Origin of the sequence: Komagataeibacter melomenusus, assembly GCF_013155395.1 — a bacterium.
GTDB classification, from domain to species: Bacteria; Pseudomonadota; Alphaproteobacteria; order Acetobacterales; family Acetobacteraceae; genus Komagataeibacter; species Komagataeibacter melomenusus.
The window spans coordinates 24050-41982 of record NZ_JABJWC010000001.1 but is presented as its reverse complement, the minus strand read 5'-3'; the positions used below and the strand labels follow the sequence as shown (position 1 = coordinate 41982).

The 17933-nt window shown below is 60.7% G+C and carries 16 protein-coding genes and 1 pseudogene; 1 reads left to right on the top strand and 16 read right to left on the bottom strand.

Features of this window, described 5'->3' with window-relative positions; translation table 11 throughout:
- Nucleotides 1-17: 17 nt before the first annotated feature.
- The 13 genes from HNW77_RS00215 to HNW77_RS00155 form a co-directional block, all read right to left on the bottom strand.
- Complete coding sequence (locus tag HNW77_RS00215) at nt 18-536, bottom strand: Fur family transcriptional regulator (RefSeq protein ID WP_172154259.1); 519 nt, start codon at nt 534-536, stop codon at nt 18-20.
- 45 nt (nt 537-581) lie between these two features.
- The gene (locus tag HNW77_RS00210; RefSeq protein ID WP_187353123.1) at nt 582-1427 is read right to left on the bottom strand and encodes an energy transducer TonB family protein; all 846 of its coding nucleotides are present in this window, start codon (nt 1425-1427) and stop codon (nt 582-584) included.
- A gap of 14 nt (nt 1428-1441) precedes the next feature.
- A complete protein-coding gene (gene exbD / locus HNW77_RS00205; RefSeq protein ID WP_172154255.1) occupies nt 1442-1951 on the bottom strand; it encodes a TonB system transport protein ExbD in 510 nt (169 codons plus the stop codon).
- Between the two features lie 6 nt (nt 1952-1957).
- Nucleotides 1958-2701: a tonB-system energizer ExbB gene (gene exbB, locus HNW77_RS00200; RefSeq protein ID WP_172154253.1), complete on the bottom strand. Its 744-nt coding sequence runs from the start codon at nt 2699-2701 to the stop codon at nt 1958-1960.
- Nucleotides 2698-2952 carry a hypothetical protein gene (locus HNW77_RS00195; protein ID WP_172154251.1) on the bottom strand — a complete coding sequence of 85 codons (255 nt, stop codon included), beginning with the start codon at nt 2950-2952 and terminating at the stop codon, nt 2698-2700. The genes exbB and HNW77_RS00195 overlap by 4 nt, the downstream gene beginning before the upstream one ends.
- On the bottom strand, nt 2949-4205 hold the full coding sequence (locus HNW77_RS00190; RefSeq protein WP_172154249.1) for a PepSY-associated TM helix domain-containing protein: 1257 nt from the start codon (nt 4203-4205) through the stop codon (nt 2949-2951). Before HNW77_RS00190 ends, HNW77_RS00195 begins: the two co-directional genes overlap by 4 nt.
- A gap of 209 nt (nt 4206-4414) precedes the next feature.
- On the bottom strand, nt 4415-6142 hold the full coding sequence (locus tag HNW77_RS00185) for a cyclic peptide export ABC transporter (protein ID WP_172154246.1): 1728 nt from the start codon (nt 6140-6142) through the stop codon (nt 4415-4417).
- Nucleotides 6143-6198: 56 nt separating this feature from the next.
- Nucleotides 6199-8784: a TonB-dependent siderophore receptor gene (locus tag HNW77_RS00180; RefSeq protein ID WP_172154244.1), complete on the bottom strand. Its 2586-nt coding sequence runs from the start codon at nt 8782-8784 to the stop codon at nt 6199-6201.
- A 151-nt stretch (nt 8785-8935) separates the two neighbouring features.
- On the bottom strand, nt 8936-9913 hold the full coding sequence (locus tag HNW77_RS00175) for a FecR family protein (RefSeq protein ID WP_172154242.1): 978 nt from the start codon (nt 9911-9913) through the stop codon (nt 8936-8938).
- 97 nt (nt 9914-10010) lie between these two features.
- A complete protein-coding gene (locus tag HNW77_RS00170; RefSeq protein ID WP_172154240.1) occupies nt 10011-10640 on the bottom strand; it encodes a sigma-70 family RNA polymerase sigma factor in 630 nt (209 codons plus the stop codon).
- 262 nt (nt 10641-10902) lie between these two features.
- Nucleotides 10903-13413 carry a TonB-dependent siderophore receptor gene (locus HNW77_RS00165; RefSeq protein WP_172154238.1) on the bottom strand — a complete coding sequence of 837 codons (2511 nt, stop codon included), beginning with the start codon at nt 13411-13413 and terminating at the stop codon, nt 10903-10905.
- Between the two features lie 177 nt (nt 13414-13590).
- Nucleotides 13591-14583, bottom strand: coding sequence for a FecR family protein (locus HNW77_RS00160; RefSeq protein WP_172154236.1), 993 nt, complete (start codon nt 14581-14583; stop codon nt 13591-13593).
- Nucleotides 14584-14682: 99 nt separating this feature from the next.
- Nucleotides 14683-15192 (bottom strand): sigma-70 family RNA polymerase sigma factor, encoded by a 510-nt coding sequence (locus HNW77_RS00155; RefSeq protein ID WP_130732530.1) that lies wholly within the window; start codon nt 15190-15192, stop codon nt 14683-14685.
- Nucleotides 15193-15426: 234 nt separating this feature from the next.
- Here HNW77_RS00155 and HNW77_RS00150 point away from each other — a divergent pair, with 234 nt between their 5' ends.
- Complete coding sequence (locus tag HNW77_RS00150) at nt 15427-16605, top strand: PepSY-associated TM helix domain-containing protein (protein WP_172154234.1); 1179 nt, start codon at nt 15427-15429, stop codon at nt 16603-16605.
- A gap of 58 nt (nt 16606-16663) precedes the next feature.
- Here HNW77_RS00150 and HNW77_RS00145 read toward each other — a convergent pair whose 3' ends face one another.
- The 3 genes and pseudogenes from HNW77_RS00145 to vapC all read right to left on the bottom strand — a co-directional run bounded on the left by HNW77_RS00145 (nt 16664) and on the right by vapC (nt 17908).
- A complete protein-coding gene (locus tag HNW77_RS00145; protein ID WP_172154232.1) occupies nt 16664-16984 on the bottom strand; it encodes a DUF6525 family protein in 321 nt (106 codons plus the stop codon).
- 4 nt (nt 16985-16988) lie between these two features.
- Nucleotides 16989-17087: pseudogene (locus HNW77_RS00140) on the bottom strand (GTP-binding protein); the annotation flags it as partial.
- A 419-nt stretch (nt 17088-17506) separates the two neighbouring features.
- Nucleotides 17507-17908 carry a type II toxin-antitoxin system tRNA(fMet)-specific endonuclease VapC gene (gene vapC, locus HNW77_RS00135; protein ID WP_172154230.1) on the bottom strand — a complete coding sequence of 134 codons (402 nt, stop codon included), beginning with the start codon at nt 17906-17908 and terminating at the stop codon, nt 17507-17509.
- Nucleotides 17909-17933: the final 25 nt, after the last annotated feature.

Sequence of the window (17933 nt, the reverse complement as noted above, 5' to 3'; positions counted from 1 at the left end):
AAAAAATGCTTCAGCGCTTAGCGGATGTCCGCATCACCGGTGGCCGGTACCGGCGTCACGGTAATGGCGGCGGCCTGCACGGCCAGCCCGTGTTCAGCCGCTGCCCGGCGCAGCAGGGCCGCCACTTCCGGCATCCGGCACGGAATCTTCCGTCCCGTTCCCGCCTCGACAAAGGTGACGGCCAGCCTGCCTTTGCGTTCGGGCGCGATGCTGTAATGCCACAGCCGATCGGGCGAGACGTCGCGACGCAGGATGTCGCGCGCGACCAGCAGGTTCAGGTTGCGCTGGATCGAGCCCTGGCTGGGCGGATGGCCGTCAGTCATGGTGCGCAGGGTCTTCCAGATCTCGATGGCCGTGGCCCCCGCACCGGCTTCAAGGATGCCATGCAGCAGCACCCGGCGCAGGTCGGTCATCTTCACGCCTGCCTCCCGGCAGCGGTCCTCAAGCTTGCGCACTGCATTGCGACTGGCGCCCATGCCGGGACGGATCTGGCTCAGGGCGGGCGGAGAACGGCGATGTTCGGAAAAGGCGAGCATGGGAATGATCCTGTCACGATCAGAATAAGGGAATGGCCAGAAACCTCAGTTCCTGTCCGGGTGGATGTAGAATTCGACGGGTACGGTCAGGGTGATCGGATCCCCTGCGACACTGTCCGGCGGAATGGGCAGAGGCTGGGCGCGTTTGGGCAGCGCTATGGCTTCCTGATCCAGCAGCGCATGGCCGGAACTGCTGGCGAGTGTGACCGAGAGCACATGACCCTTGCGGTCCATGGAGAACGTCACGGTCGGCACGCCTTCCTGATGGTCGGCCATGGCGTCGGACGGGTAGCGCTTGAACTTTTCAAGCTGCGCCAGCAATGCGCCCTGCCAGGTCACCGGGTCATGCGACGCATGGGCCGATGACGAACCGGGTGCGGGGGCGGCCTGTGTGGGCGCAGGTGGCGCTTCCGAGGACGGTGGTGCGGTTGTCGCTTCGGCCGGTGGCGTCCTGTCCGGGATCGGCTTTTTGAGCATTGGCACCGGCTTGCTCTTTTTGACGATCTTGCGCGGCTTCTCGGGCTTGGGCACCGGGACTGGTGGATTGGGCGCAGGTGATGGGGGCGCTGTGATCTTCGGCGGCTCGACTGGCGCCGGATCGGGGATGGACTGGGTCTGTTTCGGTCCGATGGGCGCATCCGTCGGTGGCGTCGGTGTCGAGACAGGTTCCGGGGCCATGTCGATGGCAATGGCCGCAGGCGGGGGTTCGGGCACGGCCATCACGGGCGGCGGCAGACGCATGATCCACCAGACCGCCCCGCCATTGACCGCGAGCACGGCGAGGAAGGACAGGCCCCAGCGGAGCGCATCGTGACGTCGGGCCAGACGGGCCTGCCCCCTCTGCCAGTCGGCAAAGGACGGTGGCACGGAAATATCCGCCCCCTGCGCCATATCCGTCGAACTGGTCACGGCGTGCCTCCCGCAACGGGAGCCGTGGCAGAAGCTCTACCCGAGGTTGTGGAACCGGTCGGCACCGTTGTCGTGCCGGCTTCGCTACCTTCCTCCTGCCCCTGCAGGTTGACCAGTGCGACCTTGAGGTAGCCGGCAGATCGCAACTTATCCATCACGCCCATCAGCGTGCCGTAATCGACCGTCCTGTCGGCGCGTAGGAAGATCCGTTCGTCCCTGTTGCCCTTGGTGGCCCCCTCCAGCGCGCCCGCCAGACCGTCCATGGTGATGTCATCTTCTCCCAATGCCAGGCCATGGTCGGCCTTGACGGTCAGGAACACCGGGTCATCGGGGCGCGGCGTCGGCTTCTCGGTCGAGGATGGCAGGTCCACCGGCACGTTCACCGTGGTCAGTGGTGCTGTGACCATGAAGATCACCAGCAGAACCAGCATCACGTCGATGAACGGGGTGACATTGATCTCGCTGGCCTCGTGCGGGCTTTCATCGGTATGGCGCATGCGGATCATGACGGCTCACTCCCCGGCCGCCGTGCGGACATCCCGCGCCTGCGGACCAAGGCGCACGATATTGCCCTGCGCCATGAGCATCTGCGTGCGGCCCAGATCGCGCGACACCAGGCGCATCACCAGCGCTGTGAGGTCGGCAACCTGTGCGCGGCACGACGCCGTCTGGCGGGCGAGATGGTTGTAGATCACCACCGCCGGGATCGCGGCCACCAGACCGAGCGCGGTGGCCAGCAGCGCCTCGGCAATGCCGGGAGCCACGACCGCAAGGCTGGTCGCCTTGCTGGCGGCAATGCCGGTGAACGAAGTCATGATCCCCCAGACCGTGCCGAACAGACCAATGAAGGGCGACGTCGCGCCGATGGTGGCCAGCACGCCGGTGCCGCGCAGCAGGCGACGACCCTCGGCCGCTTCCAGCCGTTCGAGATGCAGGACGATGCGTTCCTTCAGCCCCTCGCTGTCATCCGGGATGTCGGCAGAGCGTTTGCGCTCGGTCTCGGCGGCCATGACCAGCGTGTGGGCGATGGAAGAATTGCCCCGTGTCCATTCCTCGCCGAGGTCCAGCGTGTTGGCCTCTTCCAGCGCTTTCTCGGCCTTCTGGAGTTTAAGGCGCACGCGCAGCAGTTCGACCGACTTGGCGATGAAGATGGTCCAGGTCAGCAGCGAAGCTGCGGCCAGCAGGATCATGACGCAGCGGACGACGGGACCGGCGTTGAGGAACATGTCCCACGGGGCGAACGAGATCGGGGTCATGACTGACCTCCTTTGACAGACGGTGTGCGGCACCATGCCCGGATCAGGCAGGCAACCGTCACGATGAGAGGAATGGACAGGGCAGCCCAGGACAGGGCCAGCCAGATGCCGTGCTGGCCCAGCAGGGCGGACAGCAGGCCGAAGATGGTGAGTAGCCCCAATGCGATCGGCCATGGCCAGACGGCAACGGACGGGCGCGGGGTCACATCAGGCGAGGACGGCACGGGCATGTTGGGCGAAACGGCGTTCATCGCACGCCCTCCACAGGGGTATGCGCGAAACCCGCAGGCGCAGTGCCGTCGGCGTCATCCAGTTCGTAACCCAGCGCACGCAGACGAACATCGGTGGCGATCCTGCGCTTGCCAGCCCATAGCACCAGGCCGCTGACCAGCACGCCGATCACCACCACGTCCAGCAGCGCCCACAGGATTTTCAGGGGCATGCCGCCATAATCGCCGAAATGCAGCGGGCGGGATATTTCCAGAAAGCGCAGATACCACGGCATGGGATACGCCCCGGTCAATTCACCCGTGCGGGCATCGACCAGCACCGGGGTAAACAGACGTGCCCGCAGTGGCGTCGCCCCCCGGGTCCACAGCACGTAATGCACCGGGCTGCCGAAGGTGGCGCCGGGGAAGGACAGGCCGGTCACCTCATTGCCAGGTGCCGCTTTTGCCGCCGTATCGAACGCGGCCTGCACCGAGGACAGATGGTCCTGCGACGGCACTGGCAGACTGGCGTAGGGGCGCAAAATCTGCCGCACATCGGTCACACGCCATAGACCGAACAGCGGGGTCTGGAGTTCGTTGACCAGTCCGGTAAAACCTACGACGGTTGCCCAGACCAGCGTGGTCTCACCCAGCAGGTTGTGCAGGTCCAGCCATGTCAGGCGCGAGGCCCGATCCGTTCGGATTGAGCCGAACGGCAGCCGCTTCATGAACCGGCCATACAGCACCGTGCCTGACACCAGCGATACGACGAACACCGCCCCCATCGCCCCCATGAACAGCGCACCGGGAAGGCCCGCGAACAGGTTCATGTGCAGGCGCGTGCAGGTGCCAAGGATAATGCCGGTCCAGGTGCGCGGCTCTTTCGGGGCATCGGCGGGGCGGGACTGCTTCAGTACCTTTGCCGTACGGGCGTCGAATTTGATCCAGTGACCGGAATGGCGGTCGGGATGGTTCTCGTCGTCCTTCAGCGCCTGCCAGCTTGGCGCCATGGAGACCAGCACCGCCGGTTCATCGTCATCCGGATTGACACTGGTGATGATCTGCCCCGGATAGAGCGCCCTTGCCTTCTGCACGATTACGTCGAGACTGGCATTCGGTATATCCGCAGGCAAACTTTCGTAAGGCGGGTCGTCATCACCAACGAAAGTATCGAATATCTGCTCGGAAAACAGCATAGGCAATCCGGTTACGCATACGATCAGAAGGAAGACGGTGCAGACAAGGCTGGTCCACTTATGAACGCTGAACCACCGACGAAGGGCGCGGCGTGTCATGGGAACCATCATTTTAATAATGATTGTGAGAATGAGTTGCAAATAAAATCTGCACCGGTTCCAGCCTGTTCCATTGCGTCGTGCCTCTGACTATCCCGAAAAAAATCAGCAGGCGTCCGGCCCTGTCGTCCTGTCAGCAGACCGGCCGGAATGTCGCCTTTCTTATAAAGACGAGCCAGTGGCGGATTTTTTCATAAGAAACCCGGTTTTTATATTGCCGGCGGGACCAAGGTGCCTTTTTCCGATGGATGGCGTCCCTGTGCCCGCGTGGCATGCCTCTCCTGCCCCGTTCCGGTCGGGTGGCTGTCGTTTATGATGCGCCCTTCATCCAGATGGATGATATGGTCAGCTGTCGCGAAATAGTGGTCATCATGCGAGATGACGATCAGGGTTCGCCCTGCCGCTTTCAGTTCAGGCAGGATTTCAGTGTAGAAAACACGGCGGAAAACCGGGTCCTGATCGGCTGCCCACTCGTCCAGCATCAGGACTGGCCGGTGTTCGGCCAGCGCCTGCACCAGCGCCAGACGCCTGCATTGCCCGGTGGAAAGGTCGGTGGTGCTGAAACGGCCCTGCTCCAGCCTGACCTTGTGGGCAAGGCCCAGCCGTTCCACCCAGTATGCCGCAAGGGCCAGGGTCCGTTCATCGGGGTGCGGCAGGTTCTCAAACAGGAAATAATCCGTAAAAACCGTTGCAAAAAGCTGGCGGTATGCGGCGACGTTTTCCGCCATGACCGGAACTCCGTCACACAGCATGCTGCCCGTTGTGGGCGCATACAGGCCGAGCAGCAGCTTGACCAGCGTGGTCTTGCCCGCGCCATTGCCCCCCGTGATGAACATGACCTCGCCATGGCGGATGGTCAGGTCCACCGGCCCCAGTATGAAGCCGGGAGCAGCCATGCCATCCGGGTGGTAGCTCACGCCATGGAGGGTAATGGCATGGTGGAAGGTGACCGCATCTTCCGCGCGCAAGTCAGGCAGTCTGCCATCGGGCAGGTTGGCGGTCAGTTCGGCAATGCGTTGCAGGGCGATTTCGGTCTCGGTCATGGCGGGCAGCGCCTGCAGCACCCGTTCCAGTGGTCCGCGCGCATAGAGCAGCACCAGCACCGCGCCAGTGGCGGCAGGGGTGGACAGTCCCGTAAGAAAACGTGTGCCCAGCAGCAGGGCCACGGTCAGGAAGAAGAGTGCTTCATGAACGGAATCAAATAACCAGAACCGCCGCATGGCTGTGGTTTTCAGCGTCGCGATACGCGATGCGGCCCCACCAAGCAGGGTATGATGCACATGGTCGCGCCGCATGTGGTTGAGCTGCAGTTCCCGTGCCCCTTCGGTAATGGTGCGGTACTGGTTTTGCAGCCTGTCTTCCATGCTGCGGATTTCACGGTAATCAGACCGCCATCGGCGCCGCCGCCAGACCGTCAGCGCCACGCCGCAGGCAAAGGACACGATCACGATCAGGCAGGCCGGTGGCGACAGGACGGCCAGATAGATCACGCAGGCCAGCACCACAGCCAGGGAGACGACATAGCCCGAGAAATTGAAGGTAAACGCGCTGACGGTACTGATATCGCCATTCAGGATGGCCAGCATCCGGTGCGGTTTATGCCGCTCCAGCGTGGCCAGCGGGGTGGCCAGCACGCGGGCGGCGACCTCATGGCGCAGACGGGTGATGATCTTCTGGCCGGCTGCGCTATTGCCGATCCCGGCAAGGGCTGATCCCGCAATGGACAGCACGCACAGCCCCGCAAGGTTCAGCGCCAGGGCTGCATTCAGCCTGTCAGGCGCATGCAGGGCATCATTGATGCCTGACAGCAGCCACGCGCTTGCAAGCCCGCCTGCCGTGCCGACAAGCGTCGCCCCCAGTGTTACAGGCCATAACGGACGTTGCAGACGCCACAGGGCACGCAGGACGCCGGTATATGAAGACTGCATGCGGTTCATGACGGGCACCTCCTGCAGGAAATGACGACGGGATGAACCGTTTTTTCAGTCTGTTCTTACCAGCTATAGCTCAGGTTGCCGTAAACGCGCCGACCCTGCCCGATATAGCACGAGTATGTGCCGCCACATGAGGTGATGTAATATTTGTTGGTCAGGTTGGAGACGGAAAGCTGCCCCCGCAAACCCTTCAGGATGGGTGTGGCCTGCCCGAAATCGTAATGCGCGCCGATATCGAACAGGGTGTACGCGGGAACCTTGAAGCTGTTCACGTCATCGGAATAGGTAAAGCCGTTATAGCGCACGCCGCCATTGATGCCAAAGCCCTTGAGGTAACGCGTGGGCAGCGTGTAATCCAGAAAGGCGGAGGCCATGTTGCGGGGAATTCCCTCGCCTATGTATTTGCCTTTTTCCGATATCGTGCCGCCCGTGGTGCCGTTGGCATATTCCTGCACGTCGCTGAGGTTTGTGCTCAGATAGGTCGCGGCATCGTAAGTATAGGAGGCCATGAAGCGCAGGTCGCGGGTAAAGTTGGCGTTGGCCGAAAGTTCGAATCCCTGTGAGCGCACACGTCCCGCGTCAGCCGAAAAATTCGGGTGGTCGGGGTCGGTAATCAGGTAATGATCCTCCTCGATCCGGAAAGCGGCGGCCTGCAGAAAGATTTTCTGGTCAGGTGACTGATATTTCAGCCCCGCTTCAAGCTGCTTGCCGGTCAGCGGCGGGAACAGGTTACCCTGCCAGTTGCGCGAACTCTGCGGCACGAAGGATGTGGAATAGCTGAAATACGGCGCCAGACCGAATTTGAACTGATAGACCAGTCCCGCGCGCCATGTGAAGGCCGCCTGCGGCCGTGGCAGGGCACTGGTGCGGGTATAGGTGTAGGTATGGGTGGCATTCTCGTTGCTCGTCTGCGCGGTATAGCCATGATAGTTCACCCAGTCCTGCCTGCCGCCAAGGATAACGGACAGCCCCTTATATTTAAGCTGGTCCTGAAAATAGATGCCTTCCTGGAAATAGTTCTGGTGGCTCTGATATCCGCTGACCAGGCATTTGGAGGAATGGATGTCCATGCAGGGCACGTAATTGCTCTGCGGATTATAGACATTGACCAGCGTATACCCATCAAGACCAGGATAGCCGTTATTGCCCGGCGTATCATCGCTGAGCGAACTGTCCCTGCTGTCATACTGCCGAAAGTCCGTTCCAACGACCCATGTATTCCGTACCGGGCCAATCGGCAGCTTGCCCCCCACGCGCGTATCCAGTCCGATGGTGGTGCTGGGCCAGTTGGTCTCGACCGGCCCACGGGAGTACAGCTGGTCTGTCACCATACCTTCGCCGCGCATGAGCGTCTTGTTACGAAACTTCGAGCTTTCAAAACGCATGGTCTGGCTGAAATCGATCCAGCGGTTGAAAGTATGCTTGAACTGGTATTCAAACATGGCATCCGTCTGGCCTGACTCGTTCCAGTTCCTGTCACCCAGAAAACGGCTGCGGGGGATACGGCCATAACCGTTGGTATCAAGCAGCACGCTGGGCGGAAGCTGCGTCATGTTGATGCCATCGCCGGGTGTGTACATATAGCTGCCCAGAAGGGTCAGTGATGTTTTGTGATCTATATCCCATGTAATGGAGGGCAGGACCCCCACGCGATGATAGTCGATATAGTTGGTCTGCGTGCCCTGTGTGACACCGATCCCGGCAATGCGGTAGCGCACGTTCCCTGATTTCGTGACCCTGTCACTGACATCGAACGTGGCCTCGTACCGCCCCCAGTTGCCAAAGCCAAGGGTGACATTGCGCAGCGGCGTGTCGGTCGGCTTTTTCAGGGACATGCCGATCAGGCCGCCCGGCGTGGTCTGGCCATACAACACCGAGGCCGGGCCGTTCATGACCTCGATACGCTCAAGGAACGCGGTCTCCCCCGCGCTGTTGGAATATGACCGGATGCCATCGACAAACTGCGCGGTGGCAAAGCCGCGCTGCACGATACTGCCATTATTGTATCCACTGCCCACGCCATTGGCGAAGCCGCCCAGCCCTTCCACATGCACGCCGGGAGTGTAGCGCAGCGCCTCCATCACGTTCTGGGGCTGCTGGTCGATCATCTGCTGTTTGGTGATGACGTGGATCGAGTTCGGTATCTCGATAATGGGCGTGTCGGTCTTTGACCCGGTCAGGGTATTGATGGCCACGTAGCCTACGCCGGGTCCGGTGGCACTTTCATGCGCCACCGTGCCGCCCACCCGCACGGGGCCCAGCGTGATGCTGGCGGTCGCGGCTTTCTGGATGTAGAATGCGCCGTCCCGGCTGGAAAATGTCAGTCCTGTCCCACCCAGCAGTCGCCCGATTGCGTCCGGCACCGAAAACGTGCCGTTCAGGGGGGCGACCGTGATATTCGGTATGCTGTCGGCAGCAAAGATCAGGCGTACGCGGGCCTGTGTGCCCAGATCCACCAGCGCATCACGCAGGGGTTTCTGCGCAATATGGAAGGACAGGACCGCGCCAGTGTTGACCCCGGCGGATGGTGCGGCCAGCGCACCCGCGCATGTCAGGCTCCCGTATGTGGAAAGGGCCACTGCTGTCAGCAGGATGTGACGGAACCGGTTGCCTGTGGCGGTGGGGGTATCAACGCTTGCTGCCATGGAAATGTTGCCTGCCGTATTGCAAATGCGAATTAAGATCAATTCGTCTCACAAAACATGACGGGCTACGCCAGCGGAACTTAATAGCGGTTGCCCGTTCAGGGACTTTTTTTTGCAGGTCAGAACTGCCCTGCCCGCTGTCGGCGCCGGATCAGCCGGGAAAGCTGATAACCAGAATACGCCCTGCCACTTCGCGCATGGCCCCGCCAGAGGACGTAACCAGCATGCGCAGGCTGTCGGCCGGGTGCTGCAGGTCATATACGCCGCCCACCAGCCTGCTGGCGGGTATGCTTCCGCGCATGATGACATAGCCGGGATAATGGCGGCGCAATATACCCAGCATATCCGCAACACTGACCGCACTGGCACCAAACAGGCCTGTATTCCATGACCCGACACTGTCAGGTGAAATGCTGGAGCGGCGCACGGCCCCGGTCTTTTCCGTAATATCGATCTGTTCGCCAGCATTGACGGTCTGCTCGGCTGCTATTCCCGCCTGTGGTGCGCGCAGCCCGACCGTGCCCTCACCAACCCCCAGCACGACGTGTCCGGCTCCGCTGCGTACGTCAAATACCGTGCCAATATCGCGCGACACCACGCCATCGGCCTCCACCACGAAGGTCCGCCGGGGATCATGCTTTACCTGGAACAGTGCCTCCCCTTTCAGCAGCACGACCCGGCGTGTATCGCCTTGCATATGCACGGCAATGGCGGATGCGCTGCCCAGGGTCAGGTGACTGCCATCATCCAGGGCAATCTGGCGCGTCTGGCCTGTTGTCGTGGTGTAATCCGCCTGAAACCACAGGCGCAGCGAAGGCGCGCAGGCAAGGACAATGGCCGCTGCCGCCGCAGTTGCCAGCGCCCCCGCCCGCCATCTGCGGACCGGGAAGCGATGCAGGTTGTCGGGCGTGGGCTTTGACGGGGATTGTGCCTGTGTCGCGCCCTGCAGGGCCATCTGGGCAAGCAGGCGGACCCGCAATGCCTGCTGCCATGCCCGTTCATGCGCAGGATCAGCCTGCCGCCATTGCTGGAGTTCAGCCTTCAGACAGTCATTTCCGGGATCATCCTGCACACGGAGAAGGAACGAAAGGGCCGTATCGGCAGCGTCAGGCGGGGGAATGTCGGTCATGGGCCCATGATGCTTTGCAGGCAGGACATGCGCTTTCACATCTCCCTTTCTGTCTGACGATTGAACGGCATGGAAATTAACACCGGCAGGTGGGGCTTCATTCTTCACCAAGCTGCTCGGTAATCCGCTGGAAGGCCTGCCGGAGCATGGCATGCACGCGCGGGGAACTGACACCGAGGATCTCGGCCACTTCACGCTGTTTATGGCCATAGAGCTGGCTCAGTTCAAACGCGCGGCGGGTGCGCGGGGGCAGGCCGTCAAGGCAGGCCAGCACGCGACGGAGTTCATCCTGGCTGGCCAGTTGGCGTTCGGGCGTCAGGATTTCGATGGCATCGGGGCGCGGGATATCCCCGTCCCCTGCCCCGTCAGTGCATGTGGTCCGCCTGTCGGGAGAACTGATGGCATGCGCATAGGCACGTTCAACGGCTTTTGCCCGGCGTGCATCAATGGCGAGGCGGAAAATCACCCGTTTCAGGTAACCCAGCGGGTACTGGATGTCCTGTGGCGCGGCCCCGGCGCGGATGATGCGGATATAGGCGTCCTGCACGATTTCCTCGCCCCGCCATGCGCAGCCCACGACCCGCGCCGCCAGCGCGACAAGATGGCGTCTGTTGCTTTCAAGGACTTCCAGAAAAATCTTGTCCGCGTAGGACACGGGCACCGCCTCCAAGGAGATCGACGCACGGGGCTTTGCCTTGTCGCGCGTCGTCTCTCCCGCTGTTTTCATGTCCTGTAATAATAATCATTCGCATGTTCAAGTTGCGTATGATGTGGCCGATATTTCGTATGTCACCGTCGGGACGCATGCCACATGCTTTCTGATTTCTTGTAAAAATATAGGTAAATCAGCATGTTGCATGAAACCGTCCAAAAATATCGGACGGCGGCTGCCGCGCGCTGTTATTTCCTTCCGGGATGGATCGTCTGTATGGGATACGTTTGCTGAATCATGCGATAATCGCATAACTGACAATCAATATTTGCAGTCATTACCAGCTATACGTCACCTTGCCGATCACATTGCGGTTCGCGCCGATATAGCAGCCGGTATCGGCCCCCGCGCAGCCGGGATAGTACCGCTGGTTGAGCAGGTTCTGCGCCGTGACCTGAAACAGCATGCCCTTCATCCGTGGGGCTACGGCATCGAGTGAATACTGTGCCTGCGCATCCACCAGAACATAGCTGGGTGTGACATATTCCAGCGTGTTGTCCACCAGCGTATTGCCGTTGTAGCGCACGCCCGCGCCAAACCCCAAGCCGCGCAGCGGGCCATTGCGCAGGTCATAATGCCCCCAGACCGAGAATGTCTGCTTGGGCACCGCAATCGGGCGCTCGCCCGTCAGGTCGCCACTGCCGCGCGTATAGGCCACGTCCTGATAGGTATAGGCCGCGATGATGTTCAGGTTGCGGGTCAGGTCCACATGGGCTTCCAGTTCGATCCCGCGCGAGCGGATGCCGCCGGTCTGGGTATAGAAATCGATATGGACCGGATCGGTGACCAGCACGTTGCTCTGCTTGAGGTCATACAGCGCGGCCGTAAAAAACCCGTTGAAGCCATGCGGCTGGTATTTCAGCCCCACTTCAAACTGCCGTCCCCGCGTGGGCTTGAACGGCGTGCCGTTGAAGGACAGGTTGTTGGCGGGCTGGAAGGATTCCGCATAATGGAAATAGGGTGAAAGCCCGATGGGGAACGCATACAGGATGCCGCCGCGCCACGTCGTGGCCTGATCGGACTGGTTGAAGCTGCCGCCGCTATCCGTCTGGTCGCGGGTGTCGATGGTGGACCAGTCATGGCGTACGCCACCCTGCACATGCAGGTGACCCCATGTCATCTGGTCCTCGCCATAGATGCCTTCCTGGTTGGTGGTGATGCTCTGGGCTTCATACAGGTCCAGCTTGCCGATGCTCTGCCCGTATGTGGGGGAAAAGACATCCAGCGACGGCGCATCGCCGTAATACAAATTGGCGGAATCACGGATATTCTGCCAGTTGCCGCCAATGATCACGTTGTGCCTGACCGGACCGGTGCGGAAATGACCAAGGATCTGTTCTTCCACCGTGATCGTGTCGAAATGTTCCTCCGACCCGTATGCCGCGCGCTCCAGCGTGCGGTTGTCATCATCGAGCATCCCGCCAGAGGACACCTGCTGGAAAAACGCCCCCACATTCGCGTAGCGGGCAAACGACTTGAAGGTCCAGTTGGGCGCAATCTGGTAGCTCAGGCGGTAGTTCACCGCCGTCTGGGTGCGCTTGTAGGTCTCGAAATTCGGGTCGCCGGGGTAGAAATGGTCCGAAATCTTGCCATTCGGGTTGGGCAGGATGGTGCCCTGCAGGGGGGCTGTATCAAAATTGCCGCCACGCGGGTCACGCTGCCAGAAGGCGGACAGCGTCATGGTCAGGCGGTCATTGGGGGTCCATGTCAGCGATGGCAGGACGCCGAAGCGTTCGTTGCGGGTATGCTCGTCCTGCGTGCCGGATGTGGTGGCAGTCGCGGCGATGCGGTACAGCCATTTGCCATCACGGTCGATCCGCCCGCCAAAATCGGCGGTGCCGCGCACGTAGCCGTATGTGCCGCCCTCGACCGAGATGGAGTGGACGGGTACCGCCGTCGGCTGCTTTGTGGTCAGCACGATGGCGCCCCCGGGATTGGACTGCCCGTACAGGACCGATGGCGGCCCCTTGAGGATGTCGATCCGGTCAAGCAGGTAGGGGTCGATCTGCTGGGTGGCGTAGTACGCACCGTTGAACAGGCGCAGATTGTCAACAAACTCATCCGCGCCCGCGGCCCCCTGAAAGCCGCGGATTTCAACCATGTCGAAGCGCGTGGTGTAGCCTGATGCCACATCGCCCGACACACCCGCATTATATCGTAGGGCCTCGGCTATGGTGCGGGCGTTCTGCTGGTCCAGCTGCGCGCGGGTCACGACGGATATGGATTCCGGGGTTTCGATCAGGGGGGTGTCGGTTTTGGTGGCGGCACTGGAATTCCTGGGCACAAGCCCTGCCCGCCCTGATGTGGCGTAAACGGCGATCTGCTCTTCTTTCCAGCCTTTTCTGCCGCCGCCATTCCTCTGCCCTTCCACCCGCACCGGATCAAGGGTGATGGCGGACGGCGCGCGGATGAGCGAGACGGAATGCGCCCCGGTTTTGCTGTAACTGATGCCCGTGCCCGCCAGAAGGGCGGAAAGCGCCTGTTCCGCTGTCATCTGCCCGTTCACCGCCCCTGAGCGTGCGCCCGCTATCGTGGCGCTGTCGAACGCGATCTGCAGGCCGGTCTGCGCGCCAAGGGCGGCAAGGGCGCGGCCCAGTGGCTGGGCGGGAATGCTGAAGGGCTGTGCCGGTGATGGCGCGCTGGCCACGCCGCCCTCAACCGGTGCGGCCGCGGCATGATGGCCCGCAGCAGCCCACATGACGAACAGGAGGGCGGACGTGCCCGTAAGCAGGCTGGATCGGGAAAGCCGGATGCGATTGCGGCGGCACGGCAGAAGAACACACGGCATGGTCGGGTCTCACGGGCGGACGGTTGGCGTTAAATGCAAACGAATTGCATTCGCGTATATCCATGTCCGTTGAGACGATTTATTTTTAACGTGTGGGTGAAACTTTTTTTAGCAGTCCGCTGAAAAAAAAGCGCTGCGGTGGCGGTTGTGCGTGGTCTGATTGCCCGTGTGGGCACCTCAGGGAGCTTTATGGTCCGCCAGCACCAGGGTGAAGCCCGCCGGGAGTGTGACAAGCCTGCCCCCATGCAGCGCGCACAGGGCCTCAAGCGCCTCCCTGGGGTGATGCAGGTCATACACGCCCCCTACCGGGATGGTGTCGTGCTCAAGACCACGGGTTACGATGGTGCCCGGATAGTAGCGGCCCAGTACCGCGACCGCGTCAGAAAACCGTACGTCGTTCAGCACCATCTGCCCTGACCGCCATGAACCGACATCCTCCGGGTCGATCGTGCCGCGATGGGCCTGCCCCGTGTGCTGGTCGACCGCCCATGTCTGGCCAGCGGTCAGGCGCAGGGCGGGGTCGGACTGGCGGGATACGCTCACGATCCCCTCGCGCACGGCAACAGTGACATGAGGCCCGGCCATCTGCACATCAAAGGCGGTGCCGATATCGCGCGTCGTCACGTTCCCTGCCCTGACGACAAAGCCACGTTTTCCGTCATGCACGACACTGAAAAACGCCTCCCCGGCCAGCAGCGTAACCCCCCGTTCCCCACCCGAATAATGCACGGCGATGGCGGAATGGCCGCCCAGGGTCACCGCCGTCCCATCCGACAGGCCGACCGTGCGGGTTTCGCCGGTTTTCGTGTAATAATCAGCCTGCAGGCGGAACATGATGTCTGGCGTGGCAAAGGCCAGCAGGCTCGCCGCCACCGGCAGCATGCAGGCCGCCGCAATCCGCAACGGGCGTGCCCAAGCCGTTCTGCCAGTCGCAGGCCGCCGGGGTGTTGCAGGCCGGTCATGCGGGAGCGTTACGGGAACCATCTGGCCCGCATGGGCCCAGGCGCGTTCCACCCGGCGCCATGCCCGCTCATTGTCGGGGTCCTGCGCGCGCCATGCGACCCATTCCGCCCGTACCGTTTCATCATCCGGTGCCTCATTGAGGCGTATTTTCCAGGTGGCGGCTTCCAGCATGGCACGTTTGGCGCCCGGTGTTGGCTGTGTGTTCATCCGTGCCCATCCCCATTCGTTCCATGCCCGTGGCGTTGAACGTATTTCCAGGAACAGGGACGGCGCAGGTGCCTGTTTTTTAACGCCAGGGGGAAAATTTTATGGCTCCATGTCTGGCAGGGCCGCGGCACAGGCCACCAGTGCGATCTGGATCATCCTGTGCACGCGCGTGGTGGAAACACCCAGAACGGTTGCGATTTCCTGCAATGTATAGCCACCGATGCGATACATCTCGAACGCGCGGCGGGTGCGTGGCGGCAGGCTGGCCAGGGCATTTGCCACGGTATGCAGTTCCTGCCGGTGCCCGCAATGGGCTTCGGGCGATATGGACCCCGCACCCGTATCAGCCAGCAGGGTATGATCGATCTCGGTCGGGATCTGCCTGCGTGCGGCACGGAGATGATCCAGCGCCAGATTGCGTATGATCGCGGTCAGATACGCAACAGGGTTGAACACGATCCCCTGCCGCCTGACGGATGCGACCTGAACAAATGCATCCTGAACAATATCTTCCGCCTGCGCCGTGCAACCGACCATGGATACGGCGAAGGACACGAAACGCGACCGGTTTGCCAGATAGGTTTCCAGAAGGTGATCGGTCGAGGCCACGGCCTGAAGGTTCCTTGACAGCGTGCGTCAGCACCCGGACGGGGCACGCGCCTTCCTTATATGAATATAATAATCATTATCAATATAAGAATAGCACTGTGATGTTTCGATACAATCCGGGACTTTCACGCATGTCGTGTCCCAGCGAGGCGTTTGGGAAACCGGACGGCCAAATATGCGAACGCGTCTTATTTTCTTTTGTTGCCCTGCCCTCACGGGCGTGCCAAGGCATGCATGATGGCTGTCCTGACCCTGAAAACCGTTCGTCCGGCCCTTGTGCGCCTGCACCGATATACGGGGCTGCTGCTGTCGGGCGTGCTGTTCATTGCGGGCCTGACGGGTAGTATCAGCGTGTTCCGCACGGAAATTGACGCGGTCCTCAATCCTGACCTGTTCCATGCCCCTGCCCCGGCACATCCCCTGCCGGTTTCAGCATTACTGGCGCGGCTGAAGCTGCAGCGCCCTGAAACGCAGGTGACCGCCCTGCTCTACCGCCCCCCTGCGGGGCGTGCGATCGTGGTTTATTCGTCCGAAACGGTCGCGGGCAGGACAGATCCGGTTGAAAATGAAATCTTTCTCGATCCCGGCACGGGGCGCATTCAGGGCATGCGCCCGGCCGAAGGTTGCTGTTTCAACCGTCGCGTGCTGATGTCTTTTATATACCGTGTTCATTATTCCCTTGATCTGGGCCAGGCGGGCATGTGGGTCATGGGGATCTCGGCCATGCTGTGGTCGATTGACTGTGTGGTCGGCCTTATCCTGACCTTTCCGTTGCACCAGCCTGCATGGCGGCAGGCATTCTGGCGGCAATGGCGCAAGACATGGGCGATTGGCCTGCGACGTTCTTCCATACGGATCACGTTTGACCTGCATCGGGCCGTCTCGCTCTGGCTATGGGTTGTCCTGCTGGGCATTGCCATAAGCGGGGTGGCGCTGGCGCTTGAGGATGAGGTCTTCAATCCCGTCATCCGGACCATCCTGCCCACCGCGTCGCCCATGACGGACACACGGCTCCCGGCCCATCCGGTTACGATTGATCAGGCGGAAGGCCTCGCCGCAGGCTTCGTGCAGGCCCATGGCAGCGGCGAGAGACCCGCCGCAGTGCTGCTGGACCCGGATGGTGGAACCGCCATGTTCTATCTTTTCAGCAATCAGGGAACAGAGCCCTCCGGGTTGGGCAGTCCCATGGTTACCGTGGATCTGAAAACCGGTCAGATCACGGCAGGTGACATGCCCGGCCAAGGGGCTGCGGGCAATCTGGTCATGCAGATGCAGTTGCCGTGGCATAGCGGCAGGATAGCCGGGCCTGGCGGCCGTATTCTCATATGCCTGTCGGGTCTGGCCGTGTGCATGCTGGTGGTAACGGGTATCATGATCTGGCAACGAAAGCGGCAGACCCGTCAGGCCAGATAGCCCGACAGGCTGCTACAGGAAGCTGAAAAGCCAGAATGGTGGTATTCGGGTGCCAGTGTCATCTCAGCACGGTCACGTCTGCCGCATCATGCGGCAGGGTCATGCCGTAGGCTTCGCTGTAGCGCGAGGCAAATGCTTCCCGCTCCAGCCGCTCGCAATAATCAAGATACCGGATCAACGCCTGCTCGGCGCGCATCGTGCGCCCATAGAGCCGTTTGTAATGCTGCCATAGCATCATGACATTGACCGACCAGGCATCATAGGCATGTGTTGCAACCCGGTTGCGGATCGCTGGGGGAAGAGCATCGAAGGCTGCCCAGTCATCACCCGCATAGCGCCGCCACATCTCGTGCCGCAGGGTCCGCTCGTTATCTGCCATCGCCTTTGCGGCCCTCACGATTATTGAGCACATGGTTGAGGAGCGACGTCTTTCCTGCTCCCAGAAAGCCGGAAAGAACCGTTACCGGAAGCCTTTCGTGCATGACGGACACCCTTCATTCGGTTATGATCCGCCAAACTTATATGAAATGTTATAATATAACAATCCCTGAGGGATTTCGACGGGAAAAGATAGCTTGCAGGATACGGCGTTATGGAATGCCTGTGGTCGGAACGTGTTTCCTGGTTAAAACTGTATCAAAGTTCGAGAATACGGGTTGTGGATCTCATATAGGCACGCACATTGAAGATTGTTGAAAGTATGAAAACAATGTTCAGCCTTGATCAAGGCGGATACTCATTTTTCAAGATGGAAGATAAATGCAGTACACTCTGGGTTGGCAGAAAATAGGATGCAGTCTGTCTTTCTGACAGTAAAGACATGTCAGTCATCAATCCATCTTTATTGGAATATAAATAAATATATAATAAAAATTATATTTAATATATTAACAATTTACACTTACGTCCAGTCTTCAGACCGTAGCCCATCGACTTTGGTGAATTCACGAAGATTGCCGGTTATCACAACAAGCCCCCTGCTACGCGCGTGTCCGGCAATCATCAGATCGTATGAGCCGATCACGCATCCCCTACGCTCCAGATCAGCTCTGATTTCTGCCGAGTGCGCTGCAGCCTCGTCATCAAACGGCAGAACGGAAAGACGCGCGACGAAGTGCTCTATCTCCCGACGCACCTGTGAAGGATCCTGCGACTTCTCGGCACCATACAGAAGTTCGTACAGTACGACGTCGGATATACAGAGAGCTTCTGCGTTATCATTGAACTTCTGTCGCAGACCTTCTGGACGATCACGTATTACGCGGATGCAGAAATTTGTATCCAGAAGACGACCATAACGCATTGCGATGCCGGTCCGTAAGTTTTCC